The following is a 16146-nucleotide window of genomic DNA, read 5'->3' on the forward strand; positions in this document are numbered from 1 at the left end:
TCGCGCTCTATGTGACTTACTGTTTGCGCCATGACATCTAAGCCCTTAATACCCTATACGTGCCTTTTGCGTGGCCAAACCGGCCAAAACGCAGGTTTTCTGGCGCCTGGAATTTGCCGAAAGCCCCGAAAAAACAAGGGCTGACTACCAGCCGAGGGTTTCTTTCAGGAAGGGAATGGTCAGCTTGCGCTGGGCCTGCAAAGAGGCCTGGTCGAGCTGTTCGAGCAGATCGAACAATGCGCTCATGCTGCGCGTGCCACGGGTGAGGATAAAGTGCCCCACCTCATCGGTCAGGTGCAGGCCGCGACGGGACGCGCGCAATTGCAGGGCTCGCAACTTGTCTTCGTCGGACAGGGGGCGCATCTGGAAGATCAGTGCCAGGGTCAGGCGCGATTTCAGGTCGGCCAGCTTGACCGGTAGCTCACGGGGCGAGGTGGACGCGGCAATCAGCAGGCGGCGGCCGCTGTCGCGCAGGCGGTTGAACAGATGAAACAGCGCCTCTTCCCAATCAGCTTTGCCGGCAACCGCCTGCAGGTCATCCAGGCACACCAGCTCATACTGCTCAAGGTTGTCGAATATCGTGATACCGCGGTCCATCAACTCGGCCAAGGGCAGGTAAACCGCCGGCTCGCCCATTTGCTCGAAGCGCAGGCATGCGGCTTGCAACAGGTGGGTCCGCCCCACGCCATGCTTGCCCCACAGATAGATCAGGCTTTCAGTCCACCCGGCGTCGGCTTCGCAGAGCCGCTCGACATAGCCGAGTGCAGCGGCATTGGCGCCTGGGTAGTAATTGATAAAGGTGGCGTCATCACGCAGACGCACACCTAGGGGCAGCTGAATCGGTTTCATGCTGACTGAACGGCTCCAATCGAACCGTTAGTGGCCTCTGTGTAAAGTTTGCAAAGTTTATACCCGTGACGCCGGGCGCACAATGCAACAGACCACAAGCAAAATCAAAGGTTTGCGTTAACTTGCTGGATTCAAGCGGAATATTTGACACGCAGGCGCCAGAAACAACAAACCCGGCCATCGACCGGGTTTGTGACACTGCAATTACAACTCGGGGTCTTCGACACCCGTATACACATCCGAATCCTTGTACAGATCATGCAGATGGCGCACCAGGACCATGATCACCGCCGCCACCGGCAACGCCAGCAGGATGCCGGTAAAACCGAACAACTCACCGCCCGCCAGGATCGCAAAGATCACCGCCACCGGGTGCAGGCCGATACGGTCCCCCACCAGCAGCGGCGTGAGCACCATGCCTTCCAGGGCCTGGCCGACCATGAATACCGCGACAATCCCCAGCATCGGGTACAAATCGCCGCCAAACTGGAACAACCCGGCCACCAGCGCCGCGCCGATACCAATCACGAAGCCCATGTAGGGCACGATCGCGGCGAGCCCGGCGATCAAGCCGATCAACAGGCCCAGCTCCAGGCCGATCGCCATCAATCCGGCGGCGTAGATAACCCCCAGGGCCAGCATCACCAGTAACTGGCCACGCACGAACGCGCCAAGCACCTCGTGGCACTCCCCGGCCAGGGACACAATGCGCTCCTCGCGGTCGCGCGGCAGCAGGCTGCGGATCTTGGCCATCATGATGTCCCAGTCCCGCAACAGGTAGAACGCCACCACCGGGATCAACACCAGGTTGGTCAGCCAGCCGATCAGCGCCAAGCTGGAAGCCGTCGCCTGGCTGAGCACGACACCGACGATATCGGTGGTCTGGCCCATATGCTCGCTGATCGCCGCCTTGACCTTGTCGAACTTCCAGAAGCCATCCGCCAGGCCGAGCTTGGCCTGGGCCCACGGCATCGCCGTGTGCTGCAGCCAGTCGAGCATCTGCGGCGCCAACTCATAAAGGCGAAACAGTTGCTTGGCCAGCATCGGCACCAGCACCAACACCAGCGCGGTAATGATCAACGTAAACAGCGCAAACACCGCTACCACGCCCAAGGTGCGTGACAGCCCGGCTTTCTCCAGGCGATCCACCACCGGATCGAACAGGTAAGCGAGCAATAACGCCACCAGGAAAGGCGTCAGGATCGAATGCAGCAGGAACACAAAAACGCACAGCAGGACGATCCCGCCAAGCCACACCCAACGACGCGCATCCGCCATAAACCACTCCATCTGTCATTTGCTTCCTGCTTCTATATAGAGCAGGAAGAACATTTACCAACGAAAACGCAGTTGCGCCTGAGGCTGGGCTGCCACAGCCGGCCGGGTACCATCTGCCACGGGCTGCTGAACCGGCGACTCTCCAGCAGGAATCTCCTGCAACTTGGCCAGGCTCAACTGGGTACGCAATTGATCGGCGCTGCCGTTGACGCGATACACAATACGATTGCCGTCAACGAGCTGCGGCTGGCCGCCGAACGGCTCCAGCAGATGCCCCAGGGCGGCATACCGCTCCAGGTTCATTCCCTGCACTTCCAACAATTGTTCTGTGCTGACACCCGGCTTGACCGCAAAGCGTGGAGCCAGTTTTTGGCTCACGGCCAGCATCACGGCATCGGCGACGGCGGCGGTATCGGCCCCTTGCGCGGTGCCCTGCTCGCTCTTGTCGCCCAGCCACAGGCGCCATTTGGCTTGCCACTGGTTGCCGTCCTGACGCGCATGCACCGCCAGCAAAGCGTCGGCGCCATAGCGTTCGGAGGCCGCGCGCAGGGGGGTGGCATCGGCACTTTCGAGATTCGGCGCAGTGGCGACGACCTGCTCATCCAGATCGCCCAGCGGCAGGCGCAATGGCAAGCCACGATGTTGGGCCGCACGGCGTAGCGCTTGGGCGACGGCCTGACCATCGCCCACCAGGCTGCTGCCGTCGGTGGAGTCGTTCAACCACCAGCCGAGGATCGATGGCCGGTTGCTGCCCCAGATCGGCAGGCCGGCTTCACGCAAGGCGCGATCAGTGCTGACCGGGTCGAAATCCACTTGCAGGCTTTCCGGTGGGCCGGCGTCGTAGCCATACTGGCTGATGATTTGCTGCGGGTCCTTGCGCACCGCCGCCAGGCTCGGGCCGTCGGCGGCCTTGGCATCACCGGTGAGGCGGATGACCAAGGTCTGCACGGCGCGCTGGGTCGCCTGGTCACGCTCTTGCGGGGACTGACTGCTGACCGGTTCAAGTACTTGATACAGGCCATTGAGGGTTTCGGCATGACTCGCCAGGCTGGCCAATGACAGGCAGCCTACAAAAAAGAATTTACACAGACGCATGGAAGATTCCCGAACGACAAATTTAGCGGCTGGAACAGACCGCGCGAACCCGGTTTCCCAAGGCTGTGACCACAGCGACCGGTAAAACATTCACGGAGTCTCGGTAAGTTTTCGTACTGTCATAACGATAGCGAGTTAAAGGCTATACCTTAATACGTGCCTGGGCAGGCGCGGTTAGCATTTTTTTAACCCGCTTTTTTTATCTATGTGGCCCTGCCCGTCGGCCCGAGGATGGCCGCTGCCCCTCAAGCCTGATAAAATCGCGCGCCTTCGCAGACCGTCAACGGCTGGGCCTCTTCATGAAAGCCTTCGCCAGCTCGGTCGTTACCCCTGAATCCCCCCTAAAGGCCTGGATCATGAGCAAGCAACCCTCCCTGAGCTACAAGGACGCCGGTGTAGACATCGACGCCGGTGAAGCATTGGTCGAACGCATCAAGAGCGTCGCCAAGCGCACTGCGCGCCCCGAAGTCATGGGCGGCCTGGGCGGTTTTGGCGCCCTCTGCGAGATCCCGGCCGGCTACAAGCAGCCCGTGCTGGTCTCCGGCACTGACGGCGTGGGCACCAAGCTGCGCCTGGCACTGAACCTGAACAAGCACGACACCATCGGCATCGACCTGGTCGCCATGTGCGTCAACGACCTGGTGGTGTGCGGCGCCGAACCGCTGTTCTTCCTCGACTACTATGCCACTGGCAAGCTGAACGTAGACACCGCTGCACAAGTGGTGACCGGTATCGGCGCCGGCTGCGAACTGTCAGGTTGCTCCCTGGTCGGCGGCGAAACCGCTGAAATGCCGGGCATGTACGAAGGCGAAGACTACGACCTGGCCGGCTTCTGCGTTGGCGTGGTAGAAAAGGCCGAGATCATCGACGGCTCCAAAGTGGCTGCCGGCGACGCCCTGCTCGCCCTGCCATCGTCCGGCCCGCACTCCAACGGCTACTCGCTGATCCGCAAGATCATCGAAGTGTCCGGCGCCGACATCGAGAACATCCAGCTCGACGGCAAACCGCTGACCGACCTGCTGATGGCTCCGACACGCATCTACGTCAAGCCACTGCTCAAGCTGATCAAGGACACCGGCGCGGTCAAGGCCATGGCCCACATCACCGGTGGCGGCCTGCTGGACAACATCCCGCGCGTACTGCCCAAAGGCGCCCAGGCGATTGTCGACGTGGCCAGCTGGCAGCGTCCGGCGGTCTTCGACTGGCTGCAAGAGAAAGGCAACGTCAATGAAACCGAAATGCACCGCGTACTGAACTGCGGCGTCGGCATGGTGATCTGCGTGGCGCAAGAGCACGTTGAAACCGCGCTGAACGTTCTGCGTGAAGCGGGCGAGCAGCCTTGGGTCATCGGCCAGATCGCCACCGCCCCTGAAGGCGCTGCGCAGGTTGAACTGAAGAACCTCAAGGCTCACTGATGTCCCAGACCTGTGATGTCGTGGTGCTGCTTTCCGGCACCGGCAGTAACTTGCAGGCCCTGATCGACAGCACGCGTACCGGCGATAGCCCGGTGCGCATCGCTGCGGTGATCTCCAACCGCAGCGACGCCTACGGCCTGCAACGCGCCAGGGATGCGGGCATTGAAACCCGCACCCTGGATCACAAGGCTTTCGAAGGTCGCGAGGCCTTCGACAGCGCCTTGATCGAACTGATCGATACCTTCAACCCTGAACTCGTGGTCCTTGCCGGCTTCATGCGCATCCTCAGCGCTGACTTCGTGCGGCACTATGCAGGGCGCCTGCTGAATATCCACCCTTCCCTGCTGCCCAAGTACAAAGGTATGCACACCCACCAACGCGCCCTCGACGCCGGCGACAGCGAGCATGGCTGCAGCGTGCACTTTGTCACCGAGGAACTCGATGGCGGGCCTCTGGTCGTACAGGCAGTGGTTCCGGTAGAGTCTGACGACTCGGCGCAGACGCTTGCGCAACGGGTTCATACCCAGGAACACAGGATTTACCCGCTGGCTGTTCGCTGGTTTGCCGAGGGGCGGTTGATTCTTGGTGACCAGGGTGCATTATTGGACGGCCAGTTACTTGCGGCCAGCGGCCACTTGATTCGAACCTAGGAGATTTTATGCGTCGCGCCTTGCTCTTCGCTTTTGCGCTGTTCGCCTTGCCCGCCGTGCAAGCGGCAGACCTACACCCGTTCTCCGCCAGCTACACCGCCGACTGGAAACAGTTGCCCATGAGTGGTTCGGCCGAACGCAGCCTGACCAAGAACGGCGACGGCTCCTGGACCTTGAACTTCAAGGCGTCCATGATGATCGCCAGCCTGACCGAGACCAGCGTGATCCTGTTTGACAAGGACACCCTGCAACCCAAGAGCTACACCTTCGAACGGGGTGGCTTGGGCAGGGCGAAGAAGATCAACCTGGACTTCGACCAGACGACCAAGAAAGTCACCGGTTTTGAAAACAAGGACCCGGTCAACGTGCCCCTGCAAAGCGGCATGCTTGATAAGTCGACCTACCAGTTGGCCCTGCAGCGGGATGTCGCTGCCGGCAAGAAAAGCATGAGCTACAACGTGGTTGAAGGCACCGATGTCGACACCTACGACTTCCGCGTGATCGGCCCGGAAAAAGTCCAGACCAAAGCCGGCTCCATCGACGCGATCAAGGTCGAGCGAGTGCGTGACCCAACCCAAAGCAAGCGCATCACCCAGATGTGGTTCGCCAAGGACTGGGGCGGCCTTCTGGTCGCCCTGCGCCAGGTGGAAACCGACGGCAAGGAATACAACATCATGCTGCAAGATGGCACCGTTGACGGCAAGTCTGTCAAAGGCAGCTGATGAGCTGATGTTCAATAAAGGAGCCTCGCTGATGCGGGGCTTTTTTTCGCCTGGCTTTTCACGCCGGGCCGCTATCGCCATCGGGGGCAAGCGCCCGCCCCCCCTCCCCCACTGGGAACGCATTCCAAATGTGGGAGGGGGCTTGCCTCCGATGGCGGGCGGCTGGGTCAATAAAGCAGTCAAAGCCTGACCCAGACATGAAACTTTTGTCATAAAACCCAGCGCCCTGCGACGCAATGTCGCGGTTTACGGGGCCTGCGGGATTGTTGCGTTTCCTGCAATTAATTGTTGCAGGGAAAATCAGTTTACTTAGCAAGCTAACAAAACATATAACAAAGGCCTGCGACGACTTGCCGCAGATCAACCAGAGATTGGAGCAAGCAGATGACTGTAAAAGTGACTGAACGCGACGACGAACATATGTCCCACGAAGCGCTGGGCCATGGGATTCACATCTGGGATGTCCACCAACAAGACCTGCTGGTCGGCATGTTTCACAACGAGAGCGACGCTCATAACTATAAAAACGAGCTCGAATCGCTTGAAATGAAACGCCAGGCCCAGAGCTCCTGAAACACTGAAATCAAGTAGGCGCCGGCCCACGCAGCCAGGCCGTCTACACACGACAGACCCCGTCATTGAGCGGGGTTTGCCGTTTTTAATCGTGACCGTCTTTGCCTCAGCCTCGACAACTGTATCGAAAAATACATATTTCACGCCGCCCCAGCCCACCTCCCGCCCCCCCTATCACAACGTTGAAGCAGCCCTTTACACAGGCCTCGACGCCCCTTGCCGTGCTTTTGACCACCCGAATCGTTCGCGCCCCACCTCTCCCCCCGAGCCTCTGAATAAACCTTTCAGCAAAAAGGTAACAATAAATAGACAATTGGTAATAGTTCTCGATAACATTCAGCCGCTTTTCACTCAGGCTCACGGACAGGGAACTCCACTTGATGCGCGGACACAGCCGTACCCCAGAACAATTGTTGCTTGAACGTTGGAGCGAAGCACTTGCTACCCCGCAATTTCAGGCTAACAACATCACCCTCGACGCTCTGATCAACGCCCTGGCCCCCGCCGCCGAGCGTAGCTTTCAACGTTTGATCCAAGCACTGTTTCGTGAAGGCCTGCTGGCCCCCAGCACCCGCACCTATGACGAACACGGACACTGCTGGCTCGCGCTGCCTGACCAGAGCCGCCTGCGTTTCGATCACCTGCTCCCCGGCCGCATGGCCAGCTGGGACGTGCGTGGCCGGGTCACCCTGCTGCGTGATGATCATCCTGACCGGAATATTCAGTTCCCGTCGCAGCTACTGACGCTGCTCAACAGCAGTCTCGAATCACCTGCCGACCCGGACGTCCTGGGCCGCCTCAACACCGAAATCGACGACAGCTTTGTCAACGATACGCTGTGCCTCGCCTTTCATGAGCAATGGACACTCAAGCTCCATGCGGCAATGGACCCGATGCACCAAAGCAACCTTTTGAGCCACCTCAAGCATGACCCCAGTGTGACCAATCCGACCTCTACGCTTGAGCAATGGGGCACGCTGGGCCATCCCTGGCACCCCAATTACAAGACCAAACTGGGTTTGAATACCCACCAGGTCATCGATTTCTCACCGGAATTCGAAGCCCGTTTTCCGGTGTTCCTGTGCGCCCTGCATCGCCAATTCGCCCATGTGGAAAGGCTGGCGGGCACCGCGGATTACTGGCAATGGTGGCAACATCATTTCCCCCAGGCCGCCCGGCAGCTGACGGCGCAGTTGACCGCTCAAGGCCTTGAGGCTGGCGATTATCTGCCGCTGCCGGCTCACCCTTGGCAGGCCCGCCAAGAGTTACCGCAATTGTTCGCCAACGAAATTGGAGACCGGTTGTTGGTGCTGACCGATATCGTTGCGTTCACCGCCCACCCGACCATGTCGTTCAGGACCGTGCTGCCTGAAGGCCGGTGTGATGCACCGATGGTGAAACTCCCGGTTTCACTGCGCCTGACCAGTGTGCAGCGCACTGTTTCGCCACGTTCGGCGCGCATGGGCCCGCGGATCAGCCACCTGCTGCTGGCGATCCTCGAGCGCGAGCCTTCGATCCAGCAGATCCTCAGCATCGTCCCCGAGCGGATCGGCGTGCATTTCAAGCCGCAACCGGCCAATGATGAACACTCCCGCCACCTGGCCGTACTGTACCGTGACGCCCCCCAGAGCCTGCTCCAACCGGGTGAAATGGCCGTGCCGGTCGGCAGTCTGTTCGCGATCGACCAGCACGGGCAGCCGCTGCTGCGCCAATGGGTGCGACTGAGCCAAGGCAAGGACGACACAGCTGCCCTGCTCGCGTTCTTTCGGGACTACGCCGCGATTGCCGTACCGGCGCTGCTGGGCATGTATTTACGTTATGGCGTGGCCTTCGAAGCTCATCAGCAGAACTCCTTCATGGTCATGGCGGCTGACGGGCAGTTGAGCCGCCTGCTCTTGCGTGATTTCGGTGATATCCGGATCGACCGCAAGGCCTTGCACGCCCATGGCCTGGACATCGAACTGCACGATCCCAAAATGACCCTGTACGACGATGCCGGGTTCGTGCGCGACAAACTGCTGCACACCGTATTCATGTGCCACCTGGGCGAACTCGTGTTGCTCAGCGCACGCCACTTCGACGTGCCCCAAGTGCTGCTCTGGAACGAACTGTCGACACAGGTCAGCCAGTGCTTCGACGACTTGCGCAACGAGGTCGAACCACAGCGCTGGGAGACCGAGCGCAAAGCGTTGCTGGAGCAGGACTGGCCAGCCAAGTCGTTCATGCGCATGCGTCTGCTGGAGAGCCATGCCGATATCGTCGGGCGTTTGCCGAACCCGCTGAGCGCCGCCGCCAATGCCGGCTAACAACACCGCACTGCGGCTGCTGGTAGTGATTCAGTTGGTGTCGATGGGCGCCATGGAAATGAGTGGACCTTTCTGGCCGCTGCAAATCCAGAAGCTGCTCGGCGTCGCCAATGCCCAATACACCGGCCTGCTGTCCTCGCTGGTGTACGCAGGGCCGATGATGGCGGCGATGATCCTGACCCCCATGTGGGGGCGACTGGGTGACCACACCGGGCACAAGCCAATGATCATCCGGGCGTTGCTGGCGTTGGCGGTGTGCCAGGGCCTGGCCGCCGTGACCTTCGATCCTTGGCTGCTCGTGGCAATCAGGGTCGCGCAAGGGGCACTGGCCGGTTTTATCGCCGCGGCGCAAGCCTATGCACTGGCCTGCTGCGGCGACGGCGGGCGCGGGCACATTCTGGCTCGACTGCAATCGGCGACTGCCGTGGGCTCGCTGGCCGGACCGGTGTTGGGCGGCTGGTTGATGGATGTCTCGGGCTTTGCACTGCTGTGCTACAGCGCCACGGCGGTGTGCGTGTTGTGCGCGGTGATCAGCCTGTTCTTGCCCACCGACGCACCACGATCACGACCAACACGCAGCGCAACGCCGACCGCGCTGCCCAAAGGCTGGCTCGGTGCGATGCTGGGAATCATCGTGTTGATCCAGGCGGCCAAGATGATGCCCCAGCCGTTTTACGCCTTGTACGTCGCCGACGTGCTACACGCTCCTGCGTGGCTGATCGGCGCCAGCTATGCCGCCAGCGCACTGACCCTGGCGCTGTCCGCACCGTTATGGGGGCGCCTGTTCGACCGCCATCAACCGGCGCACACGCTGCGCATCATCGAGTGGGTCACGTGGTCCTGTGCCTTGACGCTGGCGTTTACGGCACTGGCCAGCGAATGGCTGGGATTCCTCGCCAGCCGGCTCCTGTGGGGCGTTTGGCAGGGTGCATTGCTGCCAGTCGCCTACACATTGATCGCCAACACCGTTGCGCCCAGCCAGCAGGGCTTTGCCCTGGGCCTGGGCAACAGCGCCGCCAAAGCCGGTGCGCTGTGTGGCGCGCTGATCGGCGGTATCGGCATGGGCATCGTGGGCCTGGCGCACAGCTTCTGGCTGGTGGCACTCACGTACGCCTTGGCCGCCCTGGGCATCCGCGCGATTCGTTCGTTCACCCGAACACCCGAGACATCCGGTTTTTCTGTCAATACTTCTAACAACTGAAAGGCAAGGTCATGAACAAATCGCAACTGGCAGTTCTGCTGCCGCTTCTAGGGTCGATAAGCGTGCCCGCCTGGGCCGATGAGAGCGAAGGTACGCAAGCCGCACCCACCAACCTGCAACTGCAGGCCACGGTCGTGTCGGCCACCCGCAGTGAAACCAGCATCGCGGCGATTCCAGGCTCGGTGCAGGTGATCAGCGAAGAGCAGATCCGCCAGCAAGCGGGTGCCGGTCGCCGGGTTGCAGACATCCTCGGGCAATTGGTACCAGGCATCGCCCCTTCCAGCGGCGGCATGAGCAACTTCGGCCAGACGCTTCGTGGGCGCAATACCCTGATCCTGATCGACGGGGTATCCCAGAACGCCACACGTGACAACTTCCGCCAGCTCAACAGCGTCGCGCCGGAAAGCATCGAGCGTATCGAAGTCATTTCCGGTGCCAGCAGTGTCTACGGTGCGGGCGCGTCAGGCGGCATCATCAACATCATCACCAAGCGCAACAAAGGTGAAGAGCTGGCGTTGAGCAGCAAGATCGGCATGACCACCGGCAACAACTTCAGCCATAAAGGTTTCTCCTACGAAGCGTTCCAAAGCGCCACGGGCCGCAGTGGCCCGGTGGATTGGTATCTCTCGGCCAACGCTGTGCAACGCAACGACCAGTTCGACGGTAACGGCAAGCGCATTCCCCAGGACACGTCCCAGGGCAGCAACATGGACACCGACACCTACGACCTGCAAGGTCGCTTCGGCTACGAGCTGGATGACGACAAGAAAATCACGCTGTCCCTGCAAGACTACAAGGACGAACAAGACACGCGTTACACCAAGAATCCACGCGTCACCAACACCGCAGTCGCGGTAAAAGGCCTGGACCTGGACGATCAACCGTTCACCCACAACCAGGCAGTAAACCTCAATTACGCCGATCAGGATTTCTACGGCCAAAGCCTGCAGGTCGAAAGTTATTGGCGGCGTGCCGACGCGCTGTTCTTCCCCGACCTGTCCAGGGGCCGCGCGGGCGTGTCCGACAACAACAGCGTGCAAGATGTTTACGGCCTGCGAGCGGCCATCGACACGCCAATGCCGGACATTGGCACGGCGACCGGCAACCTGGTGTGGGGTGCCGATTATGATCATGAAACCTCACGTCAGCGTGGGGACCAGTACCGGGTCAACGGCCTCACCTACACCAAGACCGGTACCACGTTCGAACTGGGGCCGGACATCCAGACCACCACCAAAGCTATTTTTGGCCAACTGTCCTACGACATCGATGACTGGACCCTGCGTGGCGGTGTACGTCGCGAGTGGATCGAAAGCGACATTGCCGACAGCATTGCATACGGCGAAATCGTCCAGACCGGTAATCGCGCGACCCTGCCAGGGGGCACTCTCAAATACGATGACACCCTCTACAACCTCGGGGCGGTGTACCACCTGAGCGAAAACCAGGATGTATTCGTCAACTTCAGCCAGGGCTTTTCCCTGCCGGACATCCAGCGCTTCCTGCGCGACGTCAGCAGCACTTACGACATTCAAAAACTGAATGCCCAGGCCCTGAAGGTCGACAGCTACGAGCTGGGCTGGCGTGGGAATTGGGACAAGTGGCTGGCGAACGTCACCGCGTATGAAAACACCTCGGATGTCACTCAGTTCTACGATGCCAATGATCGTGTGTTGCGCCTGGTGAACCAGAAAGAGCGCGTGCGCGGCATCGAAACCAGCCTGACGTACAACGTCACCGATCAATGGTCGGTGGGTGGGACTTACGCTTACGCCAAAGGCGAAACCCGCCAGAACGGACAATGGATCGACTTGCCGGCGACACGTATTGCCCCCGCCAAGACGACGGCCTTTGTTGGCTATGACCGCGGCGACTACAGCGTGCGCTTGCAAGGCATGCGCCTGGCCGACTACGACGCGGCGTTCAAAGACAACAACGGCCGCGATATCCAAGGCTACACGCTGGTCGACCTGTTGGGTTCCGTGAGACTGCCGGTGGGTCGCCTGGAAGGTGCGGTGTACAACCTCAGCAACCGCAACTACCAGAACATGTTCGCCCAGGCCAACGCCCGCGCGCCTTACCCGAATGCCGAGGGTCGCACCTTCAGCATGAGTTACGCCGTGGATTGGTAACCACCTGACGCTGCGCGCTAAAACACAAACCCCGCCTTTTGAGCGGGGTTTGTTGTTTTACTGCCTTACCACATCAGATCGTCAGGAATCTGATAGGCCGCATACGGATCGTCCTCGTCCGGCACCTGGCTTTCGGTGAGGATATTGAGCTGCACGATACGCTCCGGCGCGCGCTCCTGGATCTTCAGCGCCGCTTCGCGCGGGATCACCTCGTAGCCGCCACCGTGATGCACGATCGCCAGGGAACCGTTGCTCAGCTTGTTGCGCATCAACGTATTGACCGACAGGCGCTTGACCTTCTTGTCATCCACGAAGTTGTAGTAGTCCTCGGTGGTCAGCTTGGGCAGGCGCGAGGTCTCGATCAGTTGCTTGACCTGGGCCGTACGGGCCTTGGCCTCGGCTTTTTCCTGTTGCTGACGGTTCAACTCCTGGTCACGCTTGACCTTCTCGGCCATCGCTTCCTGGGCCAGGCGCGCCTGGGTGTCATCGGCCTCGGCCTGCCCCTTGTGGACCAGGCGCTGCTGTTTCTGTTTCTCTTTGCCGACCTGCTTGGCCTGCTTTTGGTTGACCAGACCTGCTTTAAGCAACTGGTCGCGAAGGGAAAGGCTCATGGTGCTTACTCACTTAGGCAACTGCTCAACCGCAGCTGGACACGTTCTTTTCCTGGCGTTTGGCTTCGCCCCACAGGGCGTCCAACTCTTCGAGGGTGCAATCTTCCATGGATTGGCGCGTATCGCGCAATGCCTGTTCGATAAATCGGAAACGTCGCTCGAATTTGGCATTGGCGCCGCGCAAGGCGGTTTCCGGGTCGACCTTGAGGTGACGAGCCAGGTTGACCGCCGCAAACAGCAGGTCACCGACTTCATCGGCGATGGCCACCGGATCGTTATCGGCCATGGCTTCGAGCACTTCGTCCAACTCTTCGCGCACGTTATCCACCACCGGCAAGGCCGCCGGCCAGTCGAAACCGACCTGGCTGGCGCGCTTCTGCAATTTGGCGGCACGGGACAAGGACGGCAAGGCCGTCGGCACATCGTCGAGTAAGGACAGTTGCTCTGGCGCGTCGGATTTTTCCGCACGCTCCTCGGCCTTGATCTGCTCCCAGCGTTCCTTTACCTGTTCTTCGCTCAGTTGAGGAATATCCAGTGGCGCATACAGATCGCCGGTCGGGAACACATGGGGATGACGGCGAATCAGCTTGCGCGTGATGCTGTCGATCACCCCGGCAAATTCGAAGCGCCCCTCTTCCCGCGCCAGTTGGCTGTAATACACCACCTGGAACAACAGGTCGCCCAACTCACCTTGCAGATGATCGAAATCGCCGCGCTCGATGGCGTCGGCCACTTCGTAGGCCTCTTCCAGGGTGTGCGGGACAATGGTGGCGTAGGTTTGCTTGATATCCCACGGGCACCCGTATTGCGGGTCTCGCAGGCGGCTCATCAGGTGCAGCAGGTCTTCAAGTGAATACATCATTCTATTTCCGATCAGGTATGAACACCGCCGATCAAATGTGGGAGGGGGCTTGCCCCCGATTGCGGTGGGTCAACCAAGAATCTGGTACCTGACACTCCGCTTTCGGGGGCAAGCTCCCTCCCACATTTCAGACTGTGTTCATCCAGACGTTCATGGGGTACGGTTGCGCCGCGTCTCAATGATGTTCGGCAACTGGGAAATCCGCCCCAGCAACCGCCCCAACGCGTCCAGCCCCGGGATCTCGATGGTCAGGGACATCAACGCCGTGTTGTCCTCTTTATTCGAGCGGGTGTTGACCGCCAGCACGTTGATCCGCTCGTTGAGCAGCACTTGCGAGACGTCACGCAGCAAACCGGAACGGTCGTAGGCGCGGATGATGATGTCCACCGGGTAGGTGAGCACCGGCACCGGGCCCCAACTGACCTGGATAATCCGCTCCGGCTCGCGCCCACCCAGTTGCAGCACCGAAGCGCAGTCCTGGCGGTGAATGCTCACGCCACGGCCCTGGGTGATGTAGCCGACGATGGCGTCACCCGGCAGAGGCTGGCAGCAACCGGCAATTTGCGTCAGCAGGTTGCCCACGCCCTGGATCTGGATATCGCCGCGCTTGCCAGGCTTGTAGCCGGTGGCCTTGCGCGGGATGAGTTCCAGTTGCTCGTTGCCACGCTCCGGCTCCACCAACTGCTGGGCCAGGTTGACCAGTTGCGCCAGGCGCAGGTCGCCGGCACCGAGGGCGGCGAACATGTCTTCGGCGACCTTCATGTTGGCCTTCTCGGCCAGCTTGTCGAAGTCCACCTGGGGCAGGCCGAGGCGCGCCAATTCACGTTCGAGCAGGGTCTTGCCGGCGGCGACGTTCTGGTCGCGCGCCTGCAATTTGAACCAGTGGACGATCTTCGCCCGCGCCCGCGACGTGGTGATGTAGCCCAGGTTCGGGTTCAGCCAGTCGCGGCTCGGCGTACCGTGCTTGCTGGTGATGATCTCGACCTGTTCACCGGTCTGCAGGCTGTAGTTGAGCGGTACGATGCGCCCGTTGATCTTGGCGCCACGGCAGTTGTGGCCGATTTCGGTGTGTACGCGGTAGGCAAAGTCCAGCGGCGTGGCGCCTTTGGGCAAGTCAATGGCGTGGCCGTCGGGGGTGAAGATATAGACCCGGTCCGGCTCGATATCCACGCGCAGCTGTTCGGCCAGGCCGCCGATATCGCCGAGTTCTTCGTGCCACTCCAGCACTTGGCGCAGCCAGGAGATTTTCTCCTCGTACTGGTTGGACCCGGCCTTGACGTCGGTGCCCTTGTAGCGCCAATGCGCGCACACACCCAGCTCTGCCTCTTCGTGCATGGCGTGGGTGCGGATCTGCACTTCCAGCACCTTGCCCTCGGGACCAATCACCGCCGTATGCAGCGAGCGATAACCGTTTTCCTTGGGGTTGGCGATGTAGTCGTCGAATTCCTTGGGGATGTGCCGCCACAGGGTGTGGACGATCCCCAGCGCGGTGTAGCAATCGCGCATTTCCGGCACCAGCACGCGCACTGCACGCACATCGTAGATCTGGCTGAAGGCCAGGCCCTTGCGCTGCATTTTGCGCCAGATCGAATAGATATGCTTGGCGCGGCCACTGATGTCGGCATCCACACCCGTGGCCTGCAACTCGGCCCGCAATTGGCCCATTACGTCGGTGATGAAGCGCTCACGGTCGAGCCGCCGCTCATGCAGCAGGGTAGCAATTTGTTTGTATTGGTCGGGCTCAAGGTAGCGAAAGGACAAATCCTCCAGCTCCCACTTGATATGGCCGATACCCAGGCGGTGGGCCAGGGGCGCGTAGATGTCGAAGACTTCGCGGGCGACGCGGTTGCGCTTCTCGTCATCAGCGGTCTTCACCGCACGGATCGCGCAGGTACGTTCGGCCAGCTTGATCAGCGCGACACGCACGTCGTCGACCATCGCCACCAGCATCTTGCGCAGGTTTTCCACCTGGCCCTGGGTGCCCAGCACCATCGATTGGCGCGGGCTGAGGCTGGCACTGATGGCGGCCATGCGCAGCACGCCGTCGATCAGCTTGGCCACCACCGAACCAAAGCGCTGGCCAACGGTAGCCAACGGGATGTGCCCTTCACGCACGCCGCGATAGAGCACGGCGGCGATCAGCGAATCCTGGTCCAGCTTGAGATCGGCGAGGATCTCAGCGATTTCCAACCCGGTACGAAAGCTGGAAGTGCCCTCCGCCCACAGGTTCTTGGCCGCATTGTCTTGCTGTTCAGACTCACGAGCGAACTCGCAGGCTGCTTTCAAGGCTTCACGGTCCAGTGCCGGGTCGACACTGACGGCATGATCCAGCCATGCCTCGAGATTGATACTGCCGTCGGTGTTGATCGGCTGGTGTGCTCTCACCTGTACCATCTTGCTTACCTTCCCTACGACGCACCTTCGATGCGCCAGAATCATCGCCGACCTTTTT

Annotated in this window: 13 protein-coding genes; 7 read left to right on the forward strand and 6 right to left on the reverse strand. The window is 60.7% G+C overall.

Features of this window, described 5'->3' with window-relative positions:
* Positions 1-144: 144 nt before the first annotated feature.
* The 3 genes from hda to AB7933_RS24440 form a co-directional block, all read right to left on the reverse strand.
* On the reverse strand, positions 145-849 hold the full coding sequence (hda, locus tag AB7933_RS24430; protein WP_024076770.1) for a DnaA regulatory inactivator Hda: 705 nt from the start codon (positions 847-849) through the stop codon (positions 145-147).
* Between the two features lie 204 nt (positions 850-1053).
* Positions 1054-2127: an AI-2E family transporter gene (locus AB7933_RS24435; protein WP_024076771.1), complete on the reverse strand. Its 1074-nt coding sequence runs from the start codon at positions 2125-2127 to the stop codon at positions 1054-1056.
* A 54-nt stretch (positions 2128-2181) separates the two neighbouring features.
* Entirely contained in the window at positions 2182-3222 is a 1041-nt protein-coding gene (locus AB7933_RS24440) for a DUF2066 domain-containing protein (protein ID WP_024076772.1), read from the reverse strand.
* 356 nt (positions 3223-3578) lie between these two features.
* Here AB7933_RS24440 and purM point away from each other — a divergent pair, with 356 nt between their 5' ends.
* From purM to AB7933_RS24475, 7 genes are all read left to right on the forward strand, one after another.
* Positions 3579-4637: a phosphoribosylformylglycinamidine cyclo-ligase gene (gene purM / locus AB7933_RS24445; protein WP_024076773.1), complete on the forward strand. Its 1059-nt coding sequence runs from the start codon at positions 3579-3581 to the stop codon at positions 4635-4637.
* Positions 4637-5287: a phosphoribosylglycinamide formyltransferase gene (gene purN, locus AB7933_RS24450; RefSeq protein WP_024076774.1), complete on the forward strand. Its 651-nt coding sequence runs from the start codon at positions 4637-4639 to the stop codon at positions 5285-5287. Before purM ends, purN begins: the two co-directional genes overlap by 1 nt.
* Before the next feature lie 8 nt (positions 5288-5295).
* The gene (locus AB7933_RS24455) at positions 5296-6009 is read left to right on the forward strand and encodes a DUF3108 domain-containing protein (RefSeq protein WP_024076775.1); all 714 of its coding nucleotides are present in this window, start codon (positions 5296-5298) and stop codon (positions 6007-6009) included.
* A gap of 384 nt (positions 6010-6393) precedes the next feature.
* Positions 6394-6582 (forward strand): hypothetical protein, encoded by a 189-nt coding sequence (locus AB7933_RS24460; protein ID WP_003175379.1) that lies wholly within the window; start codon positions 6394-6396, stop codon positions 6580-6582.
* Between the two features lie 380 nt (positions 6583-6962).
* Positions 6963-8888, forward strand: coding sequence for an IucA/IucC family protein (locus AB7933_RS24465; protein WP_024076776.1), 1926 nt, complete (start codon positions 6963-6965; stop codon positions 8886-8888).
* Positions 8878-10089, forward strand: coding sequence for an MFS transporter (locus tag AB7933_RS24470; RefSeq protein ID WP_024076777.1), 1212 nt, complete (start codon positions 8878-8880; stop codon positions 10087-10089). Before AB7933_RS24465 ends, AB7933_RS24470 begins: the two co-directional genes overlap by 11 nt.
* Positions 10090-10100: 11 nt before the next feature.
* Positions 10101-12221: a TonB-dependent receptor gene (locus AB7933_RS24475; RefSeq protein WP_024076778.1), complete on the forward strand. Its 2121-nt coding sequence runs from the start codon at positions 10101-10103 to the stop codon at positions 12219-12221.
* 65 nt (positions 12222-12286) lie between these two features.
* On the opposite strand, the gene AB7933_RS24480 is transcribed toward AB7933_RS24475, so the two are convergent.
* From AB7933_RS24480 to relA, 3 genes are all read right to left on the reverse strand, one after another.
* Positions 12287-12832, reverse strand: a complete 546-nt coding sequence (locus AB7933_RS24480) for a DUF2058 domain-containing protein (protein ID WP_024076779.1) — start codon at positions 12830-12832, stop codon at positions 12287-12289.
* Positions 12833-12857: 25 nt separating this feature from the next.
* Complete coding sequence (gene mazG, locus AB7933_RS24485; RefSeq protein WP_024076780.1) at positions 12858-13691, reverse strand: nucleoside triphosphate pyrophosphohydrolase; 834 nt, start codon at positions 13689-13691, stop codon at positions 12858-12860.
* 153 nt (positions 13692-13844) lie between these two features.
* Entirely contained in the window at positions 13845-16088 is a 2244-nt protein-coding gene (gene relA, locus AB7933_RS24490) for a GTP diphosphokinase (RefSeq protein WP_024076781.1), read from the reverse strand.
* Positions 16089-16146 lie beyond the last annotated feature (58 nt).

This window comes from Pseudomonas gorinensis (assembly GCF_042015035.1).
Classification (GTDB): Bacteria; Pseudomonadota; Gammaproteobacteria; order Pseudomonadales; family Pseudomonadaceae; genus Aquipseudomonas; species Aquipseudomonas gorinensis.

Coding starts and splice junctions, on each gene's coding strand:
- AB7933_RS24465 (WP_024076776.1), top strand. CDS start 6,963: ATGCGCGGACACAGCCGTACCCCAGAACAATTGTTGCTTGAACGTTGG.
- AB7933_RS24440 (WP_024076772.1), bottom strand. CDS start 3,222: ATGCGTCTGTGTAAATTCTTTTTTGTAGGCTGCCTGTCATTGGCCAGC.
- AB7933_RS24435 (WP_024076771.1), bottom strand. CDS start 2,127: ATGGCGGATGCGCGTCGTTGGGTGTGGCTTGGCGGGATCGTCCTGCTG.
- hda (WP_024076770.1), bottom strand. CDS start 849: ATGAAACCGATTCAGCTGCCCCTAGGTGTGCGTCTGCGTGATGACGCC.
- purM (WP_024076773.1), top strand. CDS start 3,579: ATGAGCAAGCAACCCTCCCTGAGCTACAAGGACGCCGGTGTAGACATC.
- AB7933_RS24455 (WP_024076775.1), top strand. CDS start 5,296: ATGCGTCGCGCCTTGCTCTTCGCTTTTGCGCTGTTCGCCTTGCCCGCC.
- AB7933_RS24470 (WP_024076777.1), top strand. CDS start 8,878: ATGCCGGCTAACAACACCGCACTGCGGCTGCTGGTAGTGATTCAGTTG.
- AB7933_RS24480 (WP_024076779.1), bottom strand. CDS start 12,832: ATGAGCCTTTCCCTTCGCGACCAGTTGCTTAAAGCAGGTCTGGTCAAC.
- relA (WP_024076781.1), bottom strand. CDS start 16,088: ATGGTACAGGTGAGAGCACACCAGCCGATCAACACCGACGGCAGTATC.
- AB7933_RS24460 (WP_003175379.1), top strand. CDS start 6,394: ATGACTGTAAAAGTGACTGAACGCGACGACGAACATATGTCCCACGAA.
- mazG (WP_024076780.1), bottom strand. CDS start 13,691: ATGTATTCACTTGAAGACCTGCTGCACCTGATGAGCCGCCTGCGAGAC.
- AB7933_RS24475 (WP_024076778.1), top strand. CDS start 10,101: ATGAACAAATCGCAACTGGCAGTTCTGCTGCCGCTTCTAGGGTCGATA.
- purN (WP_024076774.1), top strand. CDS start 4,637: ATGTCCCAGACCTGTGATGTCGTGGTGCTGCTTTCCGGCACCGGCAGT.